Here is a 24,539-nt window from a genome sequence, read left to right as displayed (position 1 = left end):
TTCACACATTTGTAGAGTTATAAAAAAGAATTATATTTAATAACCTAAAAAACAAATGAAAAATGGGGAAAAAAATTATTCTCAGGTTGCTTTTTCTGACAGCCTTTATGGCTCTTCTATGGTCCTGCCGCAGCGAAGATCTATTTCCACAGGAAAGCCCTGTCGCATCTACTGAAAATCTTAGTGCTGCCAAATATGCTTCCCAGAGCTTATGGAAGGAAGACGAGGTCTATATAGACAAAGTACAGCAGGTTTTCCTGAAGCATGCCAACCTAGAACATGTAAGGACTCAATATGGTGAAATGAATTGGGATTATGCCATGACTTTTGGTAATTTTAATGAAACATATGCATTAGTTCCTATTATTAAAGACAATAAGGTTGTACTTTTAATGGAGGCGGTGCGAACAGGAGATAAAGTGTTTTTTTACGAAAAAGCTGATAAGGACCTGATTGAATTTTTTAATCTTGCCGTCTATTCTAATGTCACTAAATATGATGAAGTAATCAATACAAATAAAAGTATATCATCTAAAGTATCTGCTTTTGTATGTACTACAAGGTGGTTATCAATAGGATGTTCCGATAATGAGCCGAATTGTGTCCCTTATGTAAAATCAGTTACCAATTGTGAATTCCAGGGAGGTGGAGGTATCCCGCCAAAGACATTTGATCCTATTGGAATGGATGGTGGTGGAGATGGAAATAATGGGTATGAATATCCTGATCCGCCCGAAGAACAGGATCCTTGTTCGAAATTGAAAGTAATAACAATCAATCCTACTTTCAAAAATAATATTATAGACCTGGAAGGAAAAACAGGAAATGGATATGAAAGTGGGTATAGAATTGACATTAATCCTGATGGGTCATTACAAAATCAAATGCTTCAAAACAAACCCGGAACCAGCCAGGTAGATATGAAAATATTTTCAAATACCACTACTTTAATGCATTCTCATTACGATACATTATACCCGATGTTTTCACCAGGAGATATCATTTTATTTAATCAATGGATTGTTTGGGCACAAGGCTGGAATGCTGTAGCAACAAATACTCCTAAAATCCCTTTAAATAATCTTACGCTTACTGTAGTAACAAGCAATGGAAATTATTCATTTAATTTTGACGGATCATCTGCAACTGCTTTCCCTAATTATACGCAACAGCAATATGATGATTTAAATGATTTATATGCAAAAAAGTTAAATGAAGCAAGAAGTGTAGCTAATGTAAGTGGTAATGTAACCTATGATATGCAAAAATTAGAAAAACAATTTTTAAACTTTATGGAAACTAAAATGAATATGACCGGACTTGTATTATTTAGAACCACAGATACTGGAAATACAAAACTTGGTCTTAATACTAATGGAACTTTAAACGAATCAAATTGTCCTTAGAATAAAAACATAAAATTATGAAACAAATATTTTTAATCATACTTTCAATCATTACAATTTCTTGTAAAGCACAAATTTATCCTTTAAATACTAGTTTGGATAATCTTCCTGATAACGCGTACCTAAAAGATACTAATAATGAACTTGATCAATATGTAGGCCTTTGGAAAGGAAATTGGGGCGGTAAAACAATTTATTTAGAATTAAAGAAAGTGAAATATTATTATAGTGGGAATAAACCATTTTATGAAGATAAAATATTTGGTGAAAGAAAAATAATCGCATCAAATGGAACGATAGAAATAGATAGGATTACAAATTTTGATGATCAATCTCCTGAATTTAGAGGTATTGGAAATAGTTTAGTAAACGAAAACTGGAAAAGAATATACTTTTCCCCAAAAAATATGTGTAATAAAAAAGCTTTTCTTGATATTACAAGTTTTACAGGAAACCAAATGACTTTACATTTTGAATATCTTCCAAGTTTTATTGATGAAAATTGCCAACATAATGCATATGTAGAGCAGTATGGTGATTTCCCTATCAATTTTCCAAAAGATATTGTGCTAACGAAGCAATAAATGAAAAGTTTTTTATTAATAATCTGTTCGTTAGTTCTGTTGGCTTCGTGTACAGTAAAGAATGTCAATTCTGAGTTCATTCAGTTTAATCATATGAATGCTGTTGTAATAGGAGGAGATAAATTAACAATTACATTGATTCCTACTTATAAAAAGAGAACAAGACCTGTAATAGTAAAAATCTTTAGAAGAGGAGAGTACTTTGATAATAAAAGGATTTCTTATGAGCAGTATCAGCAAATTTCTGATATTATTTTAAACATAAAACAAGAAGAACTAGAATTGCCAAAAAAACAAAATTATCTTATTGGAATCTTAGATGGAGGTAGTAATTCGATTTACTTTAAGAAAGATAATACGGAGAAGAAATTCTATACTCATGGAATTTCAAAAGAATATCACGGGAAATTTTATGAAGTAACAGAACTTATTTTAAAGGCTGCAAACCTTGAAATTAAAAATATTAATTAGACAACAAAAGTCATAATGAAAAAGTAATACAAAACCTCCAAATGGAGGTTTTTATCATTTAATACGTATTAAAAATATGTTTCAGTATAGCTTTATCGTCATCCGTTAAAACAACTTTTCTTCTTGCCATTGCTCTTTCTGCCACTTCATAGGCTTTATCTAGCTTGAACCTTTCATCATCTTTACTTCCGCCCCATGAGAAATTCTCCACAAGGTTTGGCGGAAAACCAGGCTTAAATATATTAGAAGCGACCCCTATTACTGTTCCGGTATTCAATTGGGTATTGATCGCTGTTTTAGAGTGGTCACCCATAATAAGACCCGCAAACTGAAGCCCAGTGTCTTCAAAAGCTTTCGTTCTGTAGCTCCACAATTTGACCTGGCTATAATTGTTTTTAAGATTGGAAGAATTCGTATCTGCCCCGAAATTACACCATTCGCCGATCACGGAATTTCCAACAAAGCCTTCATGTCCTTTACTTGAATATCCGAATATAATGATATTATTCACTTCGCCTCCCACTTTGCAGTGAGGACCAACAGTCGTGGCACCATAAATTTTCGATCCTAAATTAAACTTGGAATCCTCTCCGAGAGAGATCGGTCCACGGAGATTACAGCCTTCCATCACCTCAGCATTTTTCCCGATATAGATTTTTCCTGTTTTTGTATTGATGGTAGAAAATTCCACCTGGGCACCTTCTTCAATGAAAAGATCTTTTTTATCCCCTAAAAATCCATTGGTGGAAGATAATTCCTGTGAAGTTCTTCCTTCAGTCAGCAAATTGAAATCAAAATCGATGGCAAGATGATTATACGTAAATAAGTCTGCAGGCTTTTTAAAGAAAGTCAGTTTCTCTTTTATATCCGTCATCTTTTCGATTTGGTTCAGGGAAAAACCTTTCATATTGATCCTGGCGGCAATCAGTTCATCTTCGTAAACTAAGGCTTCCCCTTGCTTAAGATCTTTAATCTGCTGGATGACTGTTTCGGTCGGCAGAAAATTAGTGACTAGAAATAAGCTTTCTATATCTTCAGGGGATTTAAATTTATTCTGAAGATAATTTTCGGTAAAGTAAGACACCTCAGTATTTCCTAAGACCTTCTGCCACCGCTCGGAAAAGGTAAGGATTCCGCATCGCATAGCGGCAACAGGACGGGTAAAAGTTAACGGAAGAAAATCTTCCCAATACTGGGCATCTGAAAATACTAATTGCATTGTAATATAGAAGTTAGAGATTAGAAGTTAGAAGTTAGAGATCCAAAGTTGAGATAATGATTTGCTAACAATTCGGAGCATCTAATTTCTGTTCAAAACAAAAATACGAAAATAGCTGGAAATAGAATTTGAAATTTAGATTTCAGAATTCAGGATCAATATGTGCCTTCCAAATATACCTTACCGTTATTCTAATTTCTAAAATAAAAAAAGTCTCCCAATAAATTGGAAGACTTCAGTATGTTTGGTAACAAAAAATTACTTAGCGAATTTTTTGTATTTGTTCATAAACTTATCAACTCTACCTGCAGTGTCAACTAGTTTCACTTTACCAGTGTAGAAAGGGTGAGAAGTTGAAGAGATTTCCATTTTGATTAATGGGTATTCTTGTCCTTCATATTCGATACTGTCTTTTGTTTCTGCAGTAGATTTGCAAAGAAACACCTCGTCGTTACTCATATCTTTGAAAACAACAAGTCTATAATTTTCTGGGTGGATTCCTTTTTTCATAATACAATTTTTAAAAAATTAAAGTTTGCTTCCGAAATAGTAATGGTATTTCTCTGCTAATTTTAGGTTGCAAAAGTACAACATTTTTTCAAATATACAAATACCAGATTCAATATTTTTTATAGATAAGAAATTCAAAGTATTTTCGTTAAATTTGAAATCTTAAACTTAAATTTCGATGAAAATCAAACTATTACTGGCTTTTTCTTTTTGGATACTTCTTGTAGCAGTATCGTGCAATAAAGATGATATTACTTTTGATGCTCCATCACAGCAGTTAAGTTTTTCAAAGGACACTGTATTCTGTGATACGGTCTATCACCAGGTACGTTCTGAAACATATTTTGTAAAAGTATATAATAATGAGGATAAGGATGTTTTAATCCCAAGGATCAATCTGGAAAAAGGAAGTGCATCATTATATAGGATCAATGTAGATGGGAAACCAGGCTATGATTTCAAGGATGTACCATTGAGAAAGAAAGACAGTATGTATATTTTTGTGGAAATCGCACCTGAAGCTACCGGACCCGAGGCTATAGCTGAAGACAAGATCCTTTTCAGCAGTGGTGCTGGACAGCAACATGTGACTTTATTTTCCGTTGTTCAGGATGCGGAATTTTTCATCGAAACACCAGGCAATCCTAATGTAATTGCTACCCATACAACATGGAATAATAATAATAAGGCCAAGATCATCTATGGAGATTTAACCATCAATCCCAATATCACACTGGATATCCAGGCGGGAACTAAAGTTTACTTTCACAAAAACAGCGGTATGAAGGTGTCATCTGGTGCAACCTTAAACATCAACGGAGCTTTTGATAATGAAGTGATCCTGCGTGGAGACAGAAATGACCCATATTATGATACAATTCCCAAGAACTGGAATTCTATCCGAATGGAACCCAATTCTATCCTCAATATGAATTTTGCAAGACTTTTCGGAGGAATAAGAGGACTGGATATGAAACAAAATACGGCAAATATCAAAAACTCATTCATCCATACTTTCTTTGAATATGGTATTTATGCAGTGGGTTCAACGGTTACGGCTAATAATTTAGTGATGAACAACTGTGGAGAATCGTGTATCGGGATTTTCAGAGGTGGAAATCACAGCTATACCCATGCTACAATTGCGAATTATTCTAAAACAATGGGATCTTTTAACAGGAATGGAATTATGGCAGCCAATGAATGGAAAAATGCCGCAGGAACTACAGAACAGGGAGCGCTTCAACGACTTGATATAAAAAACAGTATCGTCTTTTCAGACAGGGATAATTCGGTTAATTTTGAGCAGACACCGGGACAGCAGTTTGAATTCCTTATTCAAAACTCCCTCATCAAATATTCAGGAGTACCCGAAGCCGGATTTAATTTTGACACCAGTCCTAATGTAATACAAAGTATTAAAAATCAGGATCCTCAGTTCCTCAATTATTTTGCAGCGAAGATGAACCTACGGGTAAAAACAACATCTCCCGCAAGAGGAAAAGGCAACGTCACTGTAGCCGGAACTGTACCTTTTGATATTGTGAATGTGTCAAGAACAACTAACCCTACCCTTGGAGCCTATCAATAATGGAAATCACAAAGTTGCAGGAACAGGTTGACGAATGGATAAAAACCATAGGAGTCCGCTATTTTAATGAACTGACCAATATGGCTATGCTGACCGAAGAAGTAGGTGAAGTAGCCCGCATCATCGCCAGAAGATATGGTGAACAAAGCGAAAAGGAAAGCGATAAAAACAAAGATCTCGGTGAAGAGCTGGCAGATGTACTGTTTGTTACCTTATGTTTAGCCAATCAGACCGGAGTGAACTTACAGGAAGCTTTCGACAAGAAAATGAAAATCAAAACAGACCGTGATAAAGAACGGCATCAGAACAACGAGAAGTTGAAATAATAAATAGATATGAGATGTCAGATATCAGACTTTAAAACAATCTGATATCTGACGCCTGTTATCTAAATATCTTTTAAATTGCAGAAATAATGAAGTTAGAAAAATCAAAATTAGCATCAGATAAAACAGTTCAGATCAGCGGTTCGAAAAGTATTTCGAATCGTTTGTTGATTTTAGAAAGTTTATTCAAGAATATACAGATCGGGAATCTGTCTAATTCCCAGGACACCCAGCTGCTGAAAAAAGCACTGTCTGAAAATACAGAAACCGTAGACATCCACCACGCAGGAACAGCCATGCGTTTCCTTACTTCTTATTATTCTATCTTTGAAGGGAAAACCACTGTTCTTACAGGATCCAAAAGGATGAAGGAAAGACCCATTAAAAATCTAGTCAACGCATTAAAAGACCTGGGTGTTGAAATTGAATATCTGGAAAATGAAGGCTTCCCACCGCTAAAGATCACAGGAAAGAAAATCACTCAAAAACAGGTCAATGTTCCGGCCAATATATCCAGTCAGTTCATTACTTCCTTGCTTCTGATTGCCGGGAAACTTGAAAACGGACTGGAGATTAACCTGGTGGGTGAAGTTACTTCGAGATCCTATATAGAAATGACGCTGGATATCCTGACAAGATTCGGAATAAAAAACAGCTTTGAAGGAAACACCATTAAAGTGGAGCCGTTTGATGTGAATGGCAAATTGTCCGCCACAAGTTACGAAGTGGAAAGTGACTGGAGCTCGGCTTCGTACTTCTACTCGATCTGTGCACTGGGAAGAAAAACCATCCATCTGAAAAGCTTTTACAAAGAATCCACCCAGGGAGATTCTGCCATTGCCAAGATCTATAAAGACTTTTTCGGTATTGATACGATTTTTACTGAAGACGAACATAAGATTACCCTTCAGCCGGAACCTGATTTTATTTTCCCGGAAAAAATCGTCCTGGATATGAATAACTGCCCGGATATTGCCCAGACACTTTGTGTAACAGCAGCAGCCTTAAAAACTCCTTTTGAAATTTCCGGATTGGGCACTTTAAGAGTAAAAGAGACCGACAGGCTGCAAGCTTTATATAATGAACTGAAAAAACTGGGCACTGAAACAGAAATTACAGACCTTACCATCAAATCTGTGAGTTTCGGGGAACCGGAAGAAAATATTTCTATTGCCACTTACCAGGATCATAGAATGGCGATGAGTTTTGCTCCTTTCTGCCTTATTAAAGAACTTACTATTGAAGAGGAGGATGTCGTGGAAAAGTCTTATCCGATGTTCTGGAAAGACCTGAATGACATAATGATTAAAGGATAGTAAGCTTTGAAAAATTCTAATATGATAAAAAAGCATGTATTCTTTTTTTCTCTGTTGATCCCTATGTTTTCATGGGCACAGTATCTGTTGCCTAATGAGGAGACTATTTTTTCATTTCAGACGAAAAATGGTAAGACCATGTCTTTGGTTAAAGATAAAAAGAACAGTTACATTCAATATCGGTTTGGAAGTAAAGACCGTGTAGAAATGGAATTTCCAGCCACAAGAACCAAAGAAAGCTGGAAGCAGTTTACATACAGCTCTTACCATAGAGGTGGCGGAAAACAAAATGCAGGCATGGACCTCAGCTATCTGACATTTACCAAAAACAACTACAAATATCAACTGTTCAGAACCTACACTGCAGAAGATGAATCGTTTTCTACCGGCATTACTGTCACTGACAGCAAAGGAAAAGAAACTGATATTACAGGAGTGTATAAAACCATCAAAGGCTGCATGTGTAATCTGGAAAAGACAGATGTTAAGAAAGAGGATTTTGGTTCATAATTTAATCCTGTTAAAATGAAACAACTTTTTTCTCTTGCTGCGTCTTTATTAATTGTAGAATTGTATGCCCAGAACCTGAAAGATTTTACAGCACCGAAAGGTTATCAAAAAATTGCCGAAGCCAAAGGAGATCTGGACAAAGACGGACAAGATGAAACGGTAATTATTTTCAATACCTATAAAAAAATTAATACGGATGACCACGATGATTTCCTGAGAACATTCTTTATTCTAAAAAATATAGACGGAAAACTTAAGATCTGGAAACAAAACAATACGGTTCTTTTTTCCAGCGGAATGGGGTTTTATTCAGAAGATAATACGCCACCGGAACTATCTATTAAAAATAACACGCTCTCTATTACCCAAATATTCAATACCAATTCGAGACATACACAGACTTATCAACATACTTTCAGATTTCAGAATGGTGATTTCTACCTCATTGGTTCTCATGACAGATTTGAAGACACCTGTGAGTTCAATTACCTGACAGAGATCAATTTTTCAACAGGGAAAGTAATTACAGATGAAGAATATTCCTCCTGTGATGATGAAGAAAAGGATATTCCGAAAGATGTTCACAAAGAATTTGTCCATCCATTTAAAACTTTGATCAAAATGAACAATTTCAGGATTGGGGAAAACAAATTTAAAGTAGCCGGCTTAAAAAAAGAATTGAATTACTGAAAATCAACCAGATAAATAAGCAGAATTTTTATTCTGCTTATTTCTTTTTTACGTTGTCCACATACTTATCCACAGAGTTATCCACATTTATAAATACCTTTTCACTTACCTATTCAGAAAAATAAGATGATAGCTGATGATTTTGTTTCTGAACAATTATACCGTAATAAATAATAGAGTTCCTGTTTCTTTTTTTACATTTGCTGAAAATACGGTTTGTGCTGAGACACAGCAGCCGGAAGAAAAACAAAAGTCTAAAATTATAAACAATCCAATGACTATTATCATCACTGGAACCTCATCAGGAATAGGTTTTGTACTGGCCGAATATTTCGGAAAAAAAGGCCATAAAGTATACGGTTTAAGCCGGAAACATACGGAAAGTCAGTATTTCAGGTCTATTCCGACAGATGTTACCGATAATACGGCCGTTCAGAATGCTATTGCTGAAGTTTTAAAAACAGAATCAAAGATCGATATACTGATCAACAATGCAGGAATGGGAATGGTAGGGGCTGTGGAAGATTCTACTAAGGAAGACATTTTAAAACTGTTCAACCTGAATCTTGTAGGAGCTGTCCAGATGATGAGTGCCGTTCTTCCGACAATGCGTGAAAATAAGTTCGGAAAAATCATCAATATTTCAAGTATAGGAAGTGAAATGGGACTTCCGTTCCGGGGCTTTTATTCTGCCTCCAAATCAGCTTTGGATAAGGTAACTGAAGCCATGAGGTATGAGGTGTATCCATGGAACATCGATGTATGCTCACTTCATCTTGGCGATATCAAAACAAATATCGCAGAGAACAGAGTAAAAACACAGGTTTCCGAACCGTACAAAAGCATATTTGATAAAGTTTATACCTTGATGAACTCGCATGTAGGAGACGGAACCGAACCTCTTGAAGTGGCAGCTTATGTCGAAAAGCTTTTGGATAAAAATAAATGGAAAGCTCATTATTATTTTGGTAAATTCGGACAAAAGATTGGTGTTCCGCTGAAATGGATTCTTCCTCAGGGAACCTATGAAAATCTGATGAAAAAATATAATAAACTGGATTAATTTCAGTTATTAAAAAATTATTGAAACTGCTTTTAAACCGTTAAGATATATTGAGTTATTAAGAACTATAAGCATGCTCTGTTAATGGTTTATATAAATTGAACATTGAAGTTATTTCTAAAAATATTTTTTATCCTGTTCTGCGTTTTTGTACAAGCGCAGAAGAAGCAGTATTGGCTTATTGATACAGAAACCAATATCAGAAAAAAGGTAAATGATTCTGTTTCAGCAGTGAAATTTCTGGATTCCCTATCCCAAAGCAATTACTTCTTCACTAAGCTGAAAGAGGTGAAAGTGAAAGGTGACAGTACAGAAATTTTCTATGATAAAGGAAAAAATTTTAATGAAACCTATGTAGACCTTTCTGATTCTGTTGCCTTGAAATTAAAGATCCAGAAGGATTTTTTTACTAAAAATTTAGATTCAACCAAGAAAAGCATCAACAAAAGATATATTGATGACGGATATTCTTTCAGCCGTCTTAAATCTAAATATAAAGGCCAGAAAAACGGTTATCCTGTCATAGAACTGGATATTAACAAAAATGATAAGCGGAAGATTGACAATTTTGTAGTCAAAGGTTACGAAAGGGTTCCTAAAAGGTTTATGAAAAACCTGGAAAAAGAATTCAAAGGAAAGACATATGATGACAAAAATCTTCTGGCCATCAGCAAAAATTTTCAGAGCCATGCTTTTGTAACCCTTGAACGGCCTCCCCAAACCTTATTCACTAAAGACTCCACAAGCATTTACCTGTTTATGGAAAAGAAAAAGACCAATACGTTTGATGGGGTGATCGGTTTCGGGAACGATAAAACAGAAAAATTCACATTGAACGGAACCCTGAACGTCAACTTCAGGAATATGTTCAACGGCTTTGAAACTGTCAATCTTTACTGGCAGAGAAACCCGGATAAAGGGCAGACTTTTGATCTTCAGACTGACATTCCTTATCTTCTAAAATCTAATGTAGGGATGAACCTGAAAGTCAATATTTTCAGACAGGATTCTACTTTTGCGAATGTAAAATTCCTTCCTGCTTTCTATTATCATATCAATAACCGCAACAAGATCGGACTCAGAGGCACCCTGGAATCCTCCAGTATCATAGACACTTTATATGTTCAGGGTAAGGATTATAATAAAAAAGGGCTCGGAATCTGGTTTGAAATGACAGAACCTACAGATATTGATCTTTTCCTTTACAAGACAAGGATCAATGCCGGCTATGATTACCTGACAACGACCTATACCAAAGATAATATTAAGGCTAACCAGAATCAGTTTTATTTCTTCGGCGAACATAATTATCATATTTCCGGAAACCATTTTCTCAATATAAAGGCAGAAGGTGCCATGATGGATTCCAAGGTTGAATTCTCTGCCAATGAACTGTATCGTTTCGGGGGCTGGAATTCTATGCGCGGGTTCAATGAGAAATCCCTTGCCGCTGACTTCTATTATTACGCAGGCCTGGAATACCGGTACCTCATTGGAAGTCAGGCATTCTTTGATTTCTTTGGGCAGTACGGACAGCTTAACAACAAATCCTTAAATGTTAAACCTAAACTTTACAGTGTAGGGCTTGGATTCAACTTCTTTATCCCGATCGGATTGATGAGTTTCCAGCTTTCAAACGGTAATGAGTTTGGAAATCCGTTTAAGTTTAACGATATTAAAATCCATTGGGGGATCCTGAGTAGATTTTAAAAAGATCTTCATTCTTATTTATCCACAATCTTCGGCAAATCAATTTTTAATTGATTACTGGTCTGCATTCTTAAATAAAGCATCACAAAACTCGAACTTTGCGTTAAATCATATGTTTTTTTTAATGCAAAGTTTAAAGAAGTGTGTTCTATTTCTAGATAAGCAAAGAAGTGGGGTTGCATCACTGAATAAGCATTCGTTTTCAGTTAGTAAGAAATTTTGATGAAAATGCAATGATTTTTAAAGGCATAATATATAGTATAATAAAAGGAAATATTAAAGTATAACATCCTTTTCAGTTTTATTATTATGTTAAATATTCCTGTTAAAAAATATTAAAATAGTATTTTTATTTTAATACCACATTAAAATACTGGTAACACTGCACCGCTAAATTTGTCCTCAAAAAAAATGAAGAAGACTTTAGCTACTTTTGCTGTTTTTTTACTCCCCCTTTACCTTACTGCCCAAGAAATTAACATTTCCGGAAATGTAAAATCCGAAAACGGTTCCAGTGTTTCCGGAGTAAGCATTACCGACAAAAACACCGGGAAAACGACGGTGACGGATGAAAGCGGTAATTTTACAATCTCTGCCAATCCTAAAGACGTCCTTGAATTTTATGCTCCTGATTTTTCAATGTATACTGTGGAGGTTTCTTCCAAAAGACAGTATGCTGTTGTTTTGAAAAAAGCGGATGAGAAACAAATTGAAGGTATCGTTATTACCGCCTTAGGAATTGCCAAAAAGAAAGAAAAGATAGGCTATGCCACCCAGGAAGTCGGCACCAAACAGTTTGAAACCATTACCACTCCGAGTATAGGAAATTTATTCTCAGGACAGGTGGCCGGCCTTAATGTATCCAACCCTACAGGAATGCAGCAGGCTCCGCAATTTACGTTGAGAGGAAACTCCAATCTGGTTTTCGTGATCGATGGGGTAATTGTTGAGAGAGAAGTTTTTCAGAACCTGGATCCCAACAATATTGAAAACATCAATGTTCTGAAAGGAGCAACCGCTTCTGCACTGTATGGTTCAAGAGGAAGATATGGAGCTGTTTTAATCACCACTAAAAGTGCCAGGAAAAAAGGTTTTTCTGTAGAATTTTCACAAAATACGATGGTGACGGCAGGATTTACCAATCTTCCGAAAACCCAAAACGAGTACGGAAACGGATCACATGGAAAATATGAATTCTGGGACGGAGCTGACGGTGGTGTGAATGATGGTGACATGATCTGGGGTCCGAAATTTGTTCCCGGACTGAAAATTGCGCAGTGGAACAGCCCGATCAGAGATAAGATGACAGGACAGGTGATTCCGTGGTACGGTGCGGTAGCAGGAACTCAGTACAATGACAAATCAAGATATGAAAGAGTGCCTATCGATTGGAAGTATCATGATAACTTAGATACCTTTTTAAAGCCTGCGGTGATCAATAATAACAGTTTTGCAGTAAGCTATAGAAACAATAAAGATATCTACAGGCTATCCGGAAATTTTATGAATTATGACGACAGAATTCCCGGTTCCTATCTTCAGCGCTATGGTGTGAACTTTTCTTCTGAAAATCATTTGGGAGAAAAATTAACCTTCGATACCAAATTCAATTTCAACCAAACATTCACGCCCAATATTCCCAACTACGATTATAACCCAAGCGGGCACATGTACACCATCCTGATCTGGATGGGAGCGGATGTAGACGGAAGAGACCTTAAAAACCACATGTGGATCCCGGGGAAAGAAGGTACTGCACAGGCTAACTGGAATTATGCATGGTACAATAATCCATGGTTCGGAGCCGAATATTACAAGAATAAAAACAGGACCAACATCATTAATGCACAGACCGGTCTGGAATATAAAGCCACTGAAGATTTCTCAGTAAAAGGGAAAATATCCATTGTTGAAAATCACAACAAACAGGAAATATTAAGTCCTTATTCTTACTTCAACTACAGTGCTCCAAGAAGTGGAGGTTATCTCCTTAATGATTCCAAAACATGGAATATGAACTCCGATATCTTAGCCACCTACAAGAAAAAGATATCAGATAACTTCGATTTTACAATCAATGCCGGAGGATCAACATTCTATTATAAGAACGATATCGACAATGCTTCAACAGACGGGCTGAAAATTCCGGAACTGTATACCCTGGAAAACTCTACCGGAGCTATAAAGTATTATGATTATCTTAAGGAAAAGCTGATCTACAGTGCCTATTCAACGATTGATATTGGATTGTACAATGCTTTTTTCATCAATGTTTCAGGACGTAATGACTGGTCCTCTACCCTTCCGAAAGCCAACAGATCTTATTTTTATCCTTCTGCATCGGTAAGTGCGGTTATTTCGAACCTTGTTAAAATGCCGGAAGCTGTTAATCTTTTAAAACTTTCAGCTTCGTGGGCCAAGGTAGCTTATGATTTCCAGCCCTATTCGATAAGGAATTATTATCTGAATAATAAAGGAGCCACCTTTAACGGAAATCCGATGTTCAACTATCCAACCATACTCAATGTGGAAAATTCTTTAAAGCCGGAGCAGACCAAATCTTATGAATTGGGCTTAAGCGCAGGCTTATTCAAGAACAGAGTTACTTTAGATGTTACTTATTTCAGTACATTGGATTATAACAATATCCTGGAATTCCCGGCTGCTCCATCATCAGGTTTTACTTCTCAATATGTAAACGGAAACGAGTATACAACAAAAGGTTTAGAGATCTCTTTAGGCCTGGTTCCTGTAAAAACAGCCAATTTTACCTGGAGATCTTTAATCAACTGGAGTACGTATGAACAGAAGCTTACTTCTATTTATGGCGATATGCCGAACTACAACAATATCCAGCTTGGCGAAAGAATGGACAGCTACTACGATTATACCTGGAAGAAATCCCCGGACGGAAAAGTAATTCTGAATGCTGCCACAGGAATGCCTACAAGAGCGGATACCCAAAATAACCTGGGCCACTTCAACCCGGATTGGACTTTTGGTTTCAATAATACTTTTAAATATAAAAAGTTATCCCTGAATATCGGAATTGACGGAAGCATAGGGGGTGTCATGAGATCCCAGGTCGTAGAAAAAATGTGGTGGGGCGGAAAACATCCGAACTCAACAGCTTACAGAGACCTTGAATATGCCAATCCGGGAACGTATTATTTTGTACCGGACGGTGTTAATTATAATGCGGCTACCGGAACCTATACCCCACACACAAAGCCGATCAGCTTTCAGGACTGGGCACAGAATTATCCTTATCAGGCAAGGGTAACAGAGGATGAAAGTGAATTGTTTGCAAATGTTTTCGACAGAACTTTTATCAAACTGAGATCTGTAGTCCTGGAATATGATTTTTCTTATCTCCTTAATCCAAAAGGAATGATCAAAAATTTCACAGCCAATATTTCAGCTTACAATCTGGCCATGTGGAAAAAGTCTAAGAATCTTTATTCCGACCCGGATTACCAGCTCAAGAAAGATAACAATGATATCCAGGATCCTTCCAGCAGATGGTTAGGCATCGGGTTTAATCTTAAATTTTAATTAAAAAGTATCCTGAACAATGAAAAAGACTATCAATTTTATAGCGAAACCGCAAAATAATACAATGATCAAATGGCTAAAGTCGGCAGCTTTTGCAGGACTGCTGATTCTCACTTCATGCGAGACCGATCTTGACAAAATCAACGAAAACCCTAATGATCAGGCCAGTGTAGATCCTAAAGTTCTCCTGACGTATGTTTCAAAAGATGCTTTCCAGATCAACGGCGACAATATGTATGCCTCAAGAATGATGATCGGTACAGACGGAGAAAACACTTATCAGTACATGAAATGGAACGACGCCTCTTTCGAAGTATACACCAAAGGGCTTCTGAACACAGTAAAAATGATGCAGGAAGCTGAGAAAATTAATAATAAGAACTACACTGCTATTGGTAAATTCTACAGAGCCTATTATTTTTTTAATTTAAGTTTAAAATTCGGAAGTATCCCATACACAGAAGCTGCCAAAGGTGAATCCGGAATTACCCAGCCGAAATACGACAGCCAGGAAACAGTAATGGCCGGCATTTTATCAGAACTGAAAGAAGCCAATGATCTCATCAATACCAATGATAAAATTGAAGGCGATATTATCTATAACGGTGATGCTTCAAAATGGAAAAAGCTGATCAACTCTTTCCGATTGAAGATCTTAATAACCATGTCTAAAAAATCTACCCTGGGAAGCTATAATGTAGCCACTGAATTTGCGTCTATTGCAGGAAGCCAGGCATTAATGACATCTATTTCAGATAATGGAGAGCTTAAATTTGCTGATGTGGCAGACAGCAGATATACTATGTTCAATAACAGTGGTTACGGATCAAGTTTATACATGGCTGATTATTTTATTAACCTTTTTAAGGCCAGACAAGACCCACGTCTGTTCACTTTTGCAGCTCAAACTACAGGCGCGAAAGAGGCAGGAAAACCCGTGACAGATTTTACAGGATACAATGGAGGTAACCCAACGTCTTCCTATTCTGACAATGCAGCACTGATTACAGCAAAAAATATCTCTAAGGTAAATGACCGTTTTTATAAAGATCCTACCAATGAGCCTTCTTCTGTTTTAAGTTATTCCGAACTGGAATTTATCCTTGCTGAAGCAGCAGCCAGAGGATGGATCCCGGGACCGGCAAAAACACATTATGACAATGCCATAAAAGCGAGCTTTAGTTTTTATCAGACTTATGTAAAAAATCCGGGACAATATTTCTCAGGCTTTAATGTGAATCAGTATCTGGCAACCCCATTAGTCGTTTACAATGAGGCTGATCCTCTTCAAACCTCTTTGGAAAAGATCATGACTCAAAAATATATGACGATGTTCCATCAGAGCCAATGGACCTCTTATTATGATTATTTAAGAACAGGCTATCCAAATTACCCTCTGCAGACAGGAGTTTCTGCGCCATTCAGATTCAGGTATCCGCAAGCCGAGTACAGCTATAACAGCACCAATTTAAAAGCCGCACTGGCTTCCCAGTACGGAGGAAATGATAATATCAATTCTAAACCATGGTGGCTGCAGTAAGAACTTAATATTTATATAAAAAACAGATAAACCGCAGGAAAATCCAATAACTTGCGGTTTATTTCTTATTTTGATTGAACATGAACAGAAGAGAATTTTTAGAAAAGTCAAGCCTTTTGCTGGCCGGGCTGGGAACTTCAAGCGTTCTTCACCCTGCTATTTTAAAAGCACTGGCCATTGAACCGGCAGCACTGTCTACTTTTTATGATGCGGAACATGTAGTGATCCTGATGCAGGAAAACCGTTCTTTTGACCATGCTTTCGGAGCATTGAAAGGAGTAAGGGGCTTCCTTGACAAAAGAGCTTTCATTAAAGAGGATGGACATTCCGTTTTTTTTCAAAAGGATGATGCAGGAAAATATGCTGCTCCTGCAAGATTAGATCTCAGAAATACTAAATCTACGTGGATGAGCTCTCTGCCCCATTCCTGGTCGGATCAGCAGAAAGCATTAAACAAAAGAAAATACGACAAGTGGCTGCAGTTTAAAGCCTCCGGAAATAAAGACTACAAAAGTATTCCGCTTACTTTGGGCTATTATAATCGGGAAGATCTTCCATTTTATTATCAGCTGGCAGATGCATTCACCATATTTGATCAATATTTTTGCTCTTCACTTACAGGAACCACTCCGAACAGACTTTTTCACTGGTCCGGTACTCTCAGGGAGCAACAGAACGGTAAAGTAAAAGCAAATGTCTACAATGAAAACATTGATTATGATAAAGCCAGACAGGCACGCTGGAAAAGCTTTCCTGAATTATTGGAGGAACAGAATGTTTCGTGGAAAATCTACCAGAACGAGATCAGTCTTCCCAAAGGAATGTCCGGAGAACAGGAAGCGTGGCTGAGTAATTTCACCGATAATCCCATTGAATGGTTTTCAAAATTCAATGTCAAGTTTTCAAAAGGTTATCATCAGAATATTCCTAAAATTATTGCTTACCTGAAAGAGGAAACCGGAAAAAAACCGGATCAGAAGAAAAAACTGGAAGCAATGATTGCTGAGCTTGAAGAAGACCAGATCAAATATGCTCCCGAAAATTATTCCAAACTTTCACAGCAGGAAAAAAACCTTCACGAAAAAGCCTTTACAACTAATAGTAATAATCCTGACTATTGGAACTTAGAAATCGGAAGTGACGAAAACGGAGAAAGGCTGGTCGTTCCAAAAGGAGATGTACTGTTCCAGTTCCGAAAAGATGTGGAAGAGAAAAAACTTCCGCTGGTTTCATGGCTGGTGGCTCCTGAACATTTTTCTGACCATCCGGGATCACCGTGGTATGGTGCCTGGTATATTTCAGAAGTTTTAAATATTCTTACCAAAGATCCTGAAACCTGGAAAAAAACCATTTTCATGATCAATTATGATGAAAACGACGGCTATTTTGACCACGTTCTTCCATTTGCCCCACCACTCAACCCGAGCCAACCGGTTGATATGAATGGTAAAGAAGGGGTGGAATATGTGGATAAATCCCAGGAATACATGTCTGTTCTTCCATTGAAAGACCATGAAAGAATAGAAGGCACTGTTGGTTTAGGCTACAGGGTTCCGATGATCATTGCATCACCCTGGACGAAAGGCGGCTTTGTCAATTCTGAGGTTTCCGATCATACTTCCGTTCTGCAGTTTCTGGAGAAATTTATTCAGAAAAAATACCGGAAAGATGTTAAAGTTGACACTATCAGCGACTGGAGAAGGGCGATTTGCGGCGATCTGACTTCTGCCTTTAATTCTTCCAACACACAGGCTCCACAGATGGATTATCTGGATCAAAAAGATTATGCAAAGACCATCAATGCTGCCAAAAGCAAGCCTGTTCCGGATCTTAAATGGTATAAAGAAAATGAAATCAGCGACAGTCTTCTTGAAATTCAGGAAAGGGGGATCAAACCTTCCCATCCGCTTCCTTATCATTACCATGTCAATCTGGAAAACAGCAAGATCAAAATGACCAATTTAAAAGAAGCCGGAGTTCCTTTGTTAGTTTATGACAGAATGCAATTGAATAGCAATAATTACCACTTCTCTTATGCCCTTTATTCTAGACAGGAGCTGTCACATACTGTAAATTCCGGAAAATATGATTATGAAGTTTTCGGGCCCAATGGTTTTTTCCGGAAATTCAGCGGAAATAATCCTGACATAGAAGTACAGCTGATTGATAACGGTTTGAAGAATCAGGCAGAATTGGTTTTCAGAAAGAAAAAGGCAAACGTATCTGTTGTTTTGGAAGATCTGTATGAAAAGAAGAAAAAAACAATCGCCTTACATCAAACAGAAGAAAAAATAACAGTTGATCTCAATAAAAATAAAGGCTGGTATGATCTAAAAGTAATATTTGACGATCATATCTGGCATTTTGCCGGAAGAACGGAAACCGGAAAAGTTTCCATTTCAGATCCTCACTGGGCATAACCAAAAAATGATAAGAAGTAAAGCCTTGCACAAATTGTGTAAGGCTTTTGTTATGATTACAATCATAGATTAAGATGCTGGTTTTATATAATTTACATGTAATTATTTTGATGAATAATAGAATATTGTAATGAAATAGTTAATAATATTTAAACAAGATAATTTTATTGATATTATTGACTGATTTTGATTAAATTCACCTAACTAATTAACAGCGTCATGAAAAAATCAACATTAAGCCTTGCAGTATGTTTTATTACTGCTGCAATTTCCGGCAACTTACAAGCGCAGGATACCAATACTGACAATCACACCATCACAATTTCTATTCCTGAAGTTGCATTGGTAGATATTGAGCCAGCTGCAACGAAGAACATTACATTGGGATTTACAGCTCCAACAGAAGCAGGTAATCCTATTACTCCGACTACTTCCAATAACACCCTTTGGCTGAATTATTCATCTATCAAATCTGTGGCAGACCCTACACGTAATGTATCTGTGAAGGTAAATGCTCTTATTCCCGGAATTGACATCAATGTAACTGCAGCAGCGGCTACAGGTAGTGGTGGAGGTACATTAGGCACACCAGCAGCTCAGCTTACACTGAGTGCAGCAGACCAAACTATTATTTCAGGGATTGGAAGTGCTTACACAGGAAACGGGGCCAATAATGGCCACAACCTTACGTATGCCCTAGCTGCAGGAAGCGGACCTGGAGGAGTAGCGGTATATGCAGATCTGCAGGCAACAGCTAGTACTGTGGCTACGGTAACTTATACGATCGCAGATAACTAATATCATTTCAATTTAAGATAAAACAAGAAGAAGTCGTTTATCAGCTTCTTCTCGGTTTTATATGGTCAACGATTAAATTCTAAACTTTTACATGATTATGATAAAGCGTATTTTTTTTCTGATGTTCCTGATGCTGCAATTTAGCTTTCTACATGCGGGTATCGTGGTCCTGAACGGTCTTACCCATACTTACAAAGTGGAAAACGGAAAAGTATATAAAGGAAAAATTGGGATTGAAAATACAGGAAGCACTCCGCAAAATGTAAAATTATTCTTACAGGATTTCACCTATAAGGCTGACGGATCTATACATTATACCGAAATACGTACTAATAACAGAAGTAATGGCGACTGGATAAAGCTTAATACCAATCTGATCACTCTGAAGGCTAAGGAAAAAACCGAAGTATTTTATGAAATTACCGTTCCCAACCAGCCTGCCGATCCCGGAAGCTATTGGAGCGTTATTATTGTAGAACCTGTAGAAGAGATTAAGCCCAGCAATGATAAAGCAGGAGTAAATATTACTTCTGTGATACGCTACGCTATCCAGGTGATCACTGACTATGAATCTGAAAAAGCAAAACCTGACCTTAAATTTGAAAGTGTAAAAGTAGAGAAAGAAGACGGAAGACAAACCGCAAAAATTGCCATAGCTAATAACGGCGATCTCTATTGTAAATCCTCTGTAGCCATTGAAATCTACAACCGTAAAACCGGAGAACGATTGGGAAGCTACTCGAGCATTGCAATGGGATTGTTACCCCATACCTCCAAATCATTCCATATTGATATCAGTCAAGTTCCGGCAGATCAATACAAAGCAGTCCTGATTGCCACCGATGAAGAAGAGAATGCATTTGCTCTCAATGTGGAATTAGAAGTTAAGAATGATTAAAACCTGGATTTTATATATCGTCCTACTATCACTATTCCCGGCACATATTTTTTCTCAGCAGCTGCCCAATGCATTGGTCAGTAAAAAAGATAGCCTAATGCCGGGCATGTCTACTTCTATTTCCTTTGCCTTAGAAAAAACGTCAGCTGAAAACAAGATATATGATATTACTGCTACTGCTTCAAGTCCTTTCCTCACCCCTATTTTAGAAAAAGCGGAACTCAAAATACCAGCCAACGAAAAAACAGTTTATATTGTTCCTATCCGAATTGCAGCGGAAGCAGCACAAGGCATATATTCGGTTATTCTACACGGAAGAGATCAATATGACGGAACGGTTTTTACCAAAATCTCCCAGGTTCATATTTCCGGAAACAGAAAGCTTAGTCTGACTTCATTAAATTCGCCGGAGTTCATCAGAGCCGGTGAAACAATCCGGGCATCCTTTCTTTTAAAAAACAACGGAAATATAACTGAACGACTCATTCTGGAAAGTAAAAATGCCGTAGTTGACCATGATGCATCTATAACTTTAGCCCCGAACGAATCAAAAATAATTAATATCTATAAAATCACGAATGCAGAACTTGGTCAAAATGAATTTCAGAATCTCAACCTTTCCGTTTACTCTCCGGACAATCTTAAAGAAAATCAGACAGCCTATGTCAGCGTAAAAGTGATATCGGTAAAACCTGTAGAAGACGATATTTACCACAGGCTTCCTGTTTCCGCTTCCTTATCATTTATCGGGATGAAAAATATGGGCATTTACAATGACGGATTTCAAGGTGAAATATATGGAAAGGGAAGTCTGGACAAAGAAAATAAAAACCAGATCGAATTTCGCGCTGTATCTCACAATCCTGTAGAATTTAATTCTTTTACTCAGTATGAAGAATATTTTGTTAATTACAAAAGAAATAACTTCTTTGTTCATCTGGGTGATAAAATGTATTCAGCTTCTTTTTTAACTGAATTTGCAAGATACGGCCGTGGAGCAGAAATTCGTTATGATTTAAAAAAAATCAGCTTTGGTGGCTTTTATAATCATCCCAGGTTTTTTCGGGATATTAAGGATGAGTTCAATATTTACTCGACCTTTAAAATCCACAAGGAGTCTGAAATCACTGCAGGATATCTTTACAAAATTCCGCGGAAGGGAGAAATTAATTTCGGAAATATCAGACTGAATTCTGAAACTCATCTTCCCTACACTGCAGGGAAATTCAAAATTTCAAAAAATATAAGTTTTTCCGGAGAGGCTGCATACAGCAAAAATGAACAATTAGAAGGAACAGCATATATGGCTCAGGCTCAGGCTTCTTTTGAAAAGCTTAACGGCAATGTAATGTACATGCGGACCAGTCCTGAATTTGCAGGCTACTTTACCAACACCAGCACGTTTAACGGAAACCTGCAGTATAATGTTTCTAAGAAAATTAATGTATTCGCCAATTATGTACAGGATGCCAAAAATTTTCAACGGGATACTTTATTTCTTGCAGCGCCATACAGAAGCTTTCTTCAGTATGGGATACAGTACAAATATCTTCCAACCGGTCTGGTAACGTTTTATAACGGGTTTCAAAAGTATCAGGACCGTCTGGAGCCTAAACAGTTTGATTATTATGAACAATATTTTAAAGTAAGTATTGATCAAAAGGTAGGAATGTTTCAGGTAAACCTTCAGGGACAGCTTGGAAAGACCAATAATTACCTGAGTGGATTTAATGGAAATTCCAGTTTCTATACTACCAATATATCCTTTGAAAAGTTTAGAACTTCCTTCAATCTCTATGCAAGCTATGCCATTACTTCAAGATATCAGTTGCAGAATCAGAAGCAGATTTATTATGGGGCCAGAATCTTCAGCAGGTTTACTGATAAGACCAGTTTAAGTCTTTTTTACCAGAATAACTATATGCCGGAAGAATATTTCAGGGACAGGAATCTTTTTGAAGTATTATTTCATCAGCAGGTTTTTCCTGGCAGCGATATTGATCTTTCGGGCAGGTATTCATTACAGCGCGGTGAGCTGGGTAATAAGGATTTTGTATTTTCTTTACGCTATACTCTGCGCCTTAATGTACCGGTAGAAAAAACTGCCGAGTATACTTCTTTGGCAGGAAACATCAGTAACCTGGGGGTGAAAAAGACAGAAGGAATCAAATTAATGCTTGGAAGCCATTTATCCATTACAGACAAAGAAGGGAATTATCTTTTTAAAAATATTGTTCCTGGAGATTATTTTCTTGAAATAGACCGTTCTACAACAGAAATTAATGATATCCCAGATATTTCTTTGCCTGCATCATTGCATCTCATTAATAAAGAGAATTCTTTCAATTTCGGACTCACTACTGCATCTACTATTAAAGGGATTATCCTACTTTCTGAAGATGATGAAAAAAATAAATACAGCTTTGTACAGCTTCAGTCTAAAACAGAAAAAAAGAAGAGACAAAGCATCATTATTGAAGTATCAGATGGTGAGCAGACTTACCGCAAAATAGCATTTATTGGAGAAACATTTGATTTTACTTATCTGCGGCCAGGTGAATGGAAAGTGAAACTTTACAGAAACGGTTTGGACAAACGGTATAAAATAGCTGCTGACTCATTTCAATGCAGTCTTAAGCCGTCACAAACACAGAATATAGCTATTCATATCGTCAAGCAGCAAAGTGAAATTAAATATCAACAGGAAACAATTAAGGTGGGCTACAATGAAATAAAAAAGAAAAAATGAAATTAAAAGAACCTATAATATATCTGACTTTCTTTATGATCCCCTGCGCAATATTTTCTCAGAGCACTATCGCTGTGACACTTCCTCTTGTGACCTTAATGGATATAGAACCTGCCGGAACATTTACTCTGAATTTTACGGCACCTACTGAGGCTGGCCAGGCTTTAACGGTCCCCCCAGCCAATACTACCAAATGGGTTAATTATACTTCAGCTATTGCATCGGGAGGACTTACGAGAAGAATTACAGCCTCTATAAATCAGTTAATCCCCGGAGTCAGCATAAGAATACAGGCAGCTGCAGCTTCTGGTGCCGGTGGCGGAGTATTAGGGACATCATCCGGGCTAGTTACCCTTTCTACAACTGCTACAAATATCATTACAGGAATAGGTGGTGCATTTACCGGAACCGGAGCTAATAATGGCCACAGATTAACAATCAGTCTTGCTGTAAGCACTTATGCTAATCTTTCTGCCCATACCAATACACCTATTGTTATAACTTATACTATCACGGAATAAAATGAAAAAAGGAATCAACCCTATTGCTATTATAGCTCATCGCAAAATATTTTCTATAAAGTATTATATCTGCTTTACTTTCTTTTTCATATTCTGTTCTTACAGTAAAGCACAATCTGTAACAGTTCCTGTTACCAACTGGAATGCTACCATTCCCGCAATTACAGAAGCGGGAAGTGACTATAGCGGGACTTATAGCAGCCCGACGAACCAGGCTAGCATTAATGTTGGTTTACCGGCATTACTTGGAAGTGTCAAAGTATATGTACATTATGAAGGTAACCCTACCTGGAACAGTTCTTTGGTTTTATCTGCAAAAAGAACAAGCAATGGATCCACACTTTGTGTAGGATGTGCTATATCGGGTGGAACTAATTATATTACCGTTCCTCTTACTGCTGTTGAATTATTCAGAATATCCACTATTTTATCGGTTACATCTTATACTGGTATTAATATACAATACCAGGTAAGCGGTGTATCTGTAACGCTTCCTGCAGCAACTTATAACAGTAGAATAGTTTTTACCGTAAGTAATTAATGAGTGATAAGTTATTAATGATGAATTCCCTAAGATATAGAACAAAAAAAAGTCTCATACAAACTGTGTTGTATGAGACTTTTAATAAAAACTGGCGGCGGCCTACTCTCCCGCTTTCGCA

The 24,539-nt window shown here is 37.0% G+C and carries 20 protein-coding genes; 18 read left to right on the top strand and 2 right to left on the bottom strand.

The genetic code is table 11. The annotated features are described in order from the left end of the window. Positions 1–62: 62 nt before the first annotated feature. The 3 genes from V6R96_RS09085 (at position 63) to V6R96_RS09075 (ending at position 2,461) form a co-directional block, all read left to right on the top strand. A complete protein-coding gene (locus tag V6R96_RS09085) occupies positions 63–1,406 on the top strand; it encodes a hypothetical protein (protein WP_336379126.1) in 1,344 nt (447 codons plus the stop codon). Between the two features lie 17 nt (positions 1,407–1,423). After that, positions 1,424–1,990, top strand: a complete 567-nt coding sequence (locus V6R96_RS09080) for a DUF6705 family protein (RefSeq protein ID WP_336379127.1) — start codon at positions 1,424–1,426, stop codon at positions 1,988–1,990. 93 nt (positions 1,991–2,083) lie between these two features. Further along, on the top strand, positions 2,084–2,461 hold the full coding sequence (locus tag V6R96_RS09075) for a hypothetical protein (RefSeq protein WP_223560418.1): 378 nt from the start codon (positions 2,084–2,086) through the stop codon (positions 2,459–2,461). Between the two features lie 58 nt (positions 2,462–2,519). Here V6R96_RS09075 and V6R96_RS09070 read toward each other — a convergent pair whose 3' ends face one another. Then, positions 2,520–3,680 carry a GlmU family protein gene (locus V6R96_RS09070; RefSeq protein ID WP_336379128.1) on the bottom strand — a complete coding sequence of 387 codons (1,161 nt, stop codon included), beginning with the start codon at positions 3,678–3,680 and terminating at the stop codon, positions 2,520–2,522. A gap of 258 nt (positions 3,681–3,938) precedes the next feature. Next, on the bottom strand, positions 3,939–4,190 hold the full coding sequence (locus V6R96_RS09065) for a type B 50S ribosomal protein L31 (RefSeq protein ID WP_111960878.1): 252 nt from the start codon (positions 4,188–4,190) through the stop codon (positions 3,939–3,941). A 178-nt stretch (positions 4,191–4,368) separates the two neighbouring features. Here V6R96_RS09065 and V6R96_RS09060 point away from each other — a divergent pair, with 178 nt between their 5' ends. The 15 genes from V6R96_RS09060 (at position 4,369) to V6R96_RS08990 (ending at position 24,418) form a co-directional block, all read left to right on the top strand. Beyond that, positions 4,369–5,781 (top strand): hypothetical protein, encoded by a 1,413-nt coding sequence (locus V6R96_RS09060; RefSeq protein WP_336379129.1) that lies wholly within the window; start codon positions 4,369–4,371, stop codon positions 5,779–5,781. Beyond that, positions 5,781–6,107 carry a nucleotide pyrophosphohydrolase gene (locus V6R96_RS09055; protein WP_111960880.1) on the top strand — a complete coding sequence of 109 codons (327 nt, stop codon included), beginning with the start codon at positions 5,781–5,783 and terminating at the stop codon, positions 6,105–6,107. The genes V6R96_RS09060 and V6R96_RS09055 overlap by 1 nt, the downstream gene beginning before the upstream one ends. A gap of 89 nt (positions 6,108–6,196) precedes the next feature. Further along, positions 6,197–7,423 carry a 3-phosphoshikimate 1-carboxyvinyltransferase gene (locus V6R96_RS09050; protein ID WP_336379130.1) on the top strand — a complete coding sequence of 409 codons (1,227 nt, stop codon included), beginning with the start codon at positions 6,197–6,199 and terminating at the stop codon, positions 7,421–7,423. A gap of 21 nt (positions 7,424–7,444) precedes the next feature. Next, complete coding sequence (locus V6R96_RS09045; RefSeq protein ID WP_336379131.1) at positions 7,445–7,933, top strand: hypothetical protein; 489 nt, start codon at positions 7,445–7,447, stop codon at positions 7,931–7,933. A 15-nt stretch (positions 7,934–7,948) separates the two neighbouring features. Then, the gene (locus tag V6R96_RS09040) at positions 7,949–8,623 is read left to right on the top strand and encodes a hypothetical protein (RefSeq protein WP_336379132.1); all 675 of its coding nucleotides are present in this window, start codon (positions 7,949–7,951) and stop codon (positions 8,621–8,623) included. Positions 8,624–8,897: 274 nt separating this feature from the next. Next, positions 8,898–9,686 (top strand): SDR family oxidoreductase, encoded by a 789-nt coding sequence (locus V6R96_RS09035; RefSeq protein WP_111960891.1) that lies wholly within the window; start codon positions 8,898–8,900, stop codon positions 9,684–9,686. A 105-nt stretch (positions 9,687–9,791) separates the two neighbouring features. Beyond that, entirely contained in the window at positions 9,792–11,396 is a 1,605-nt protein-coding gene (locus V6R96_RS09030) for a hypothetical protein (RefSeq protein ID WP_111960884.1), read from the top strand. 411 nt (positions 11,397–11,807) lie between these two features. Continuing rightward, entirely contained in the window at positions 11,808–14,951 is a 3,144-nt protein-coding gene (locus tag V6R96_RS09025) for a SusC/RagA family TonB-linked outer membrane protein (RefSeq protein ID WP_336379133.1), read from the top strand. 64 nt (positions 14,952–15,015) lie between these two features. Next, on the top strand, positions 15,016–16,491 hold the full coding sequence (locus V6R96_RS09020) for a SusD/RagB family nutrient-binding outer membrane lipoprotein (RefSeq protein WP_336379146.1): 1,476 nt from the start codon (positions 15,016–15,018) through the stop codon (positions 16,489–16,491). An 80-nt stretch (positions 16,492–16,571) separates the two neighbouring features. After that, a complete protein-coding gene (locus tag V6R96_RS09015) occupies positions 16,572–18,911 on the top strand; it encodes a phosphocholine-specific phospholipase C (protein ID WP_336379134.1) in 2,340 nt (779 codons plus the stop codon). Positions 18,912–19,130: 219 nt separating this feature from the next. Next, positions 19,131–19,709 (top strand): hypothetical protein, encoded by a 579-nt coding sequence (locus tag V6R96_RS09010; RefSeq protein WP_111960887.1) that lies wholly within the window; start codon positions 19,131–19,133, stop codon positions 19,707–19,709. Positions 19,710–19,806: 97 nt separating this feature from the next. After that, complete coding sequence (locus tag V6R96_RS09005; RefSeq protein ID WP_336379135.1) at positions 19,807–20,607, top strand: WxL protein host-binding domain-containing protein; 801 nt, start codon at positions 19,807–19,809, stop codon at positions 20,605–20,607. After that, the gene (locus V6R96_RS09000; protein WP_336379136.1) at positions 20,600–23,356 is read left to right on the top strand and encodes a hypothetical protein; all 2,757 of its coding nucleotides are present in this window, start codon (positions 20,600–20,602) and stop codon (positions 23,354–23,356) included. The genes V6R96_RS09005 and V6R96_RS09000 overlap by 8 nt, the downstream gene beginning before the upstream one ends. After that, positions 23,353–23,877 carry a hypothetical protein gene (locus tag V6R96_RS08995; RefSeq protein ID WP_111960889.1) on the top strand — a complete coding sequence of 175 codons (525 nt, stop codon included), beginning with the start codon at positions 23,353–23,355 and terminating at the stop codon, positions 23,875–23,877. Before V6R96_RS09000 ends, V6R96_RS08995 begins: the two co-directional genes overlap by 4 nt. Position 23,878: 1 nt before the next feature. Next, positions 23,879–24,418, top strand: a complete 540-nt coding sequence (locus V6R96_RS08990; RefSeq protein ID WP_336379137.1) for a hypothetical protein — start codon at positions 23,879–23,881, stop codon at positions 24,416–24,418. The last annotated feature ends 121 nt before the right edge of the window (positions 24,419–24,539 follow it).

The organism is Chryseobacterium sp. CCNWLW53, from assembly GCF_037083525.1.
Classification (GTDB): domain Bacteria; phylum Bacteroidota; class Bacteroidia; order Flavobacteriales; family Weeksellaceae; genus Chryseobacterium; species Chryseobacterium lathyri.
The sequence above is the reverse complement of the archived record's forward strand: the minus strand, read 5'-3'. Positions and strand labels throughout refer to the sequence as shown.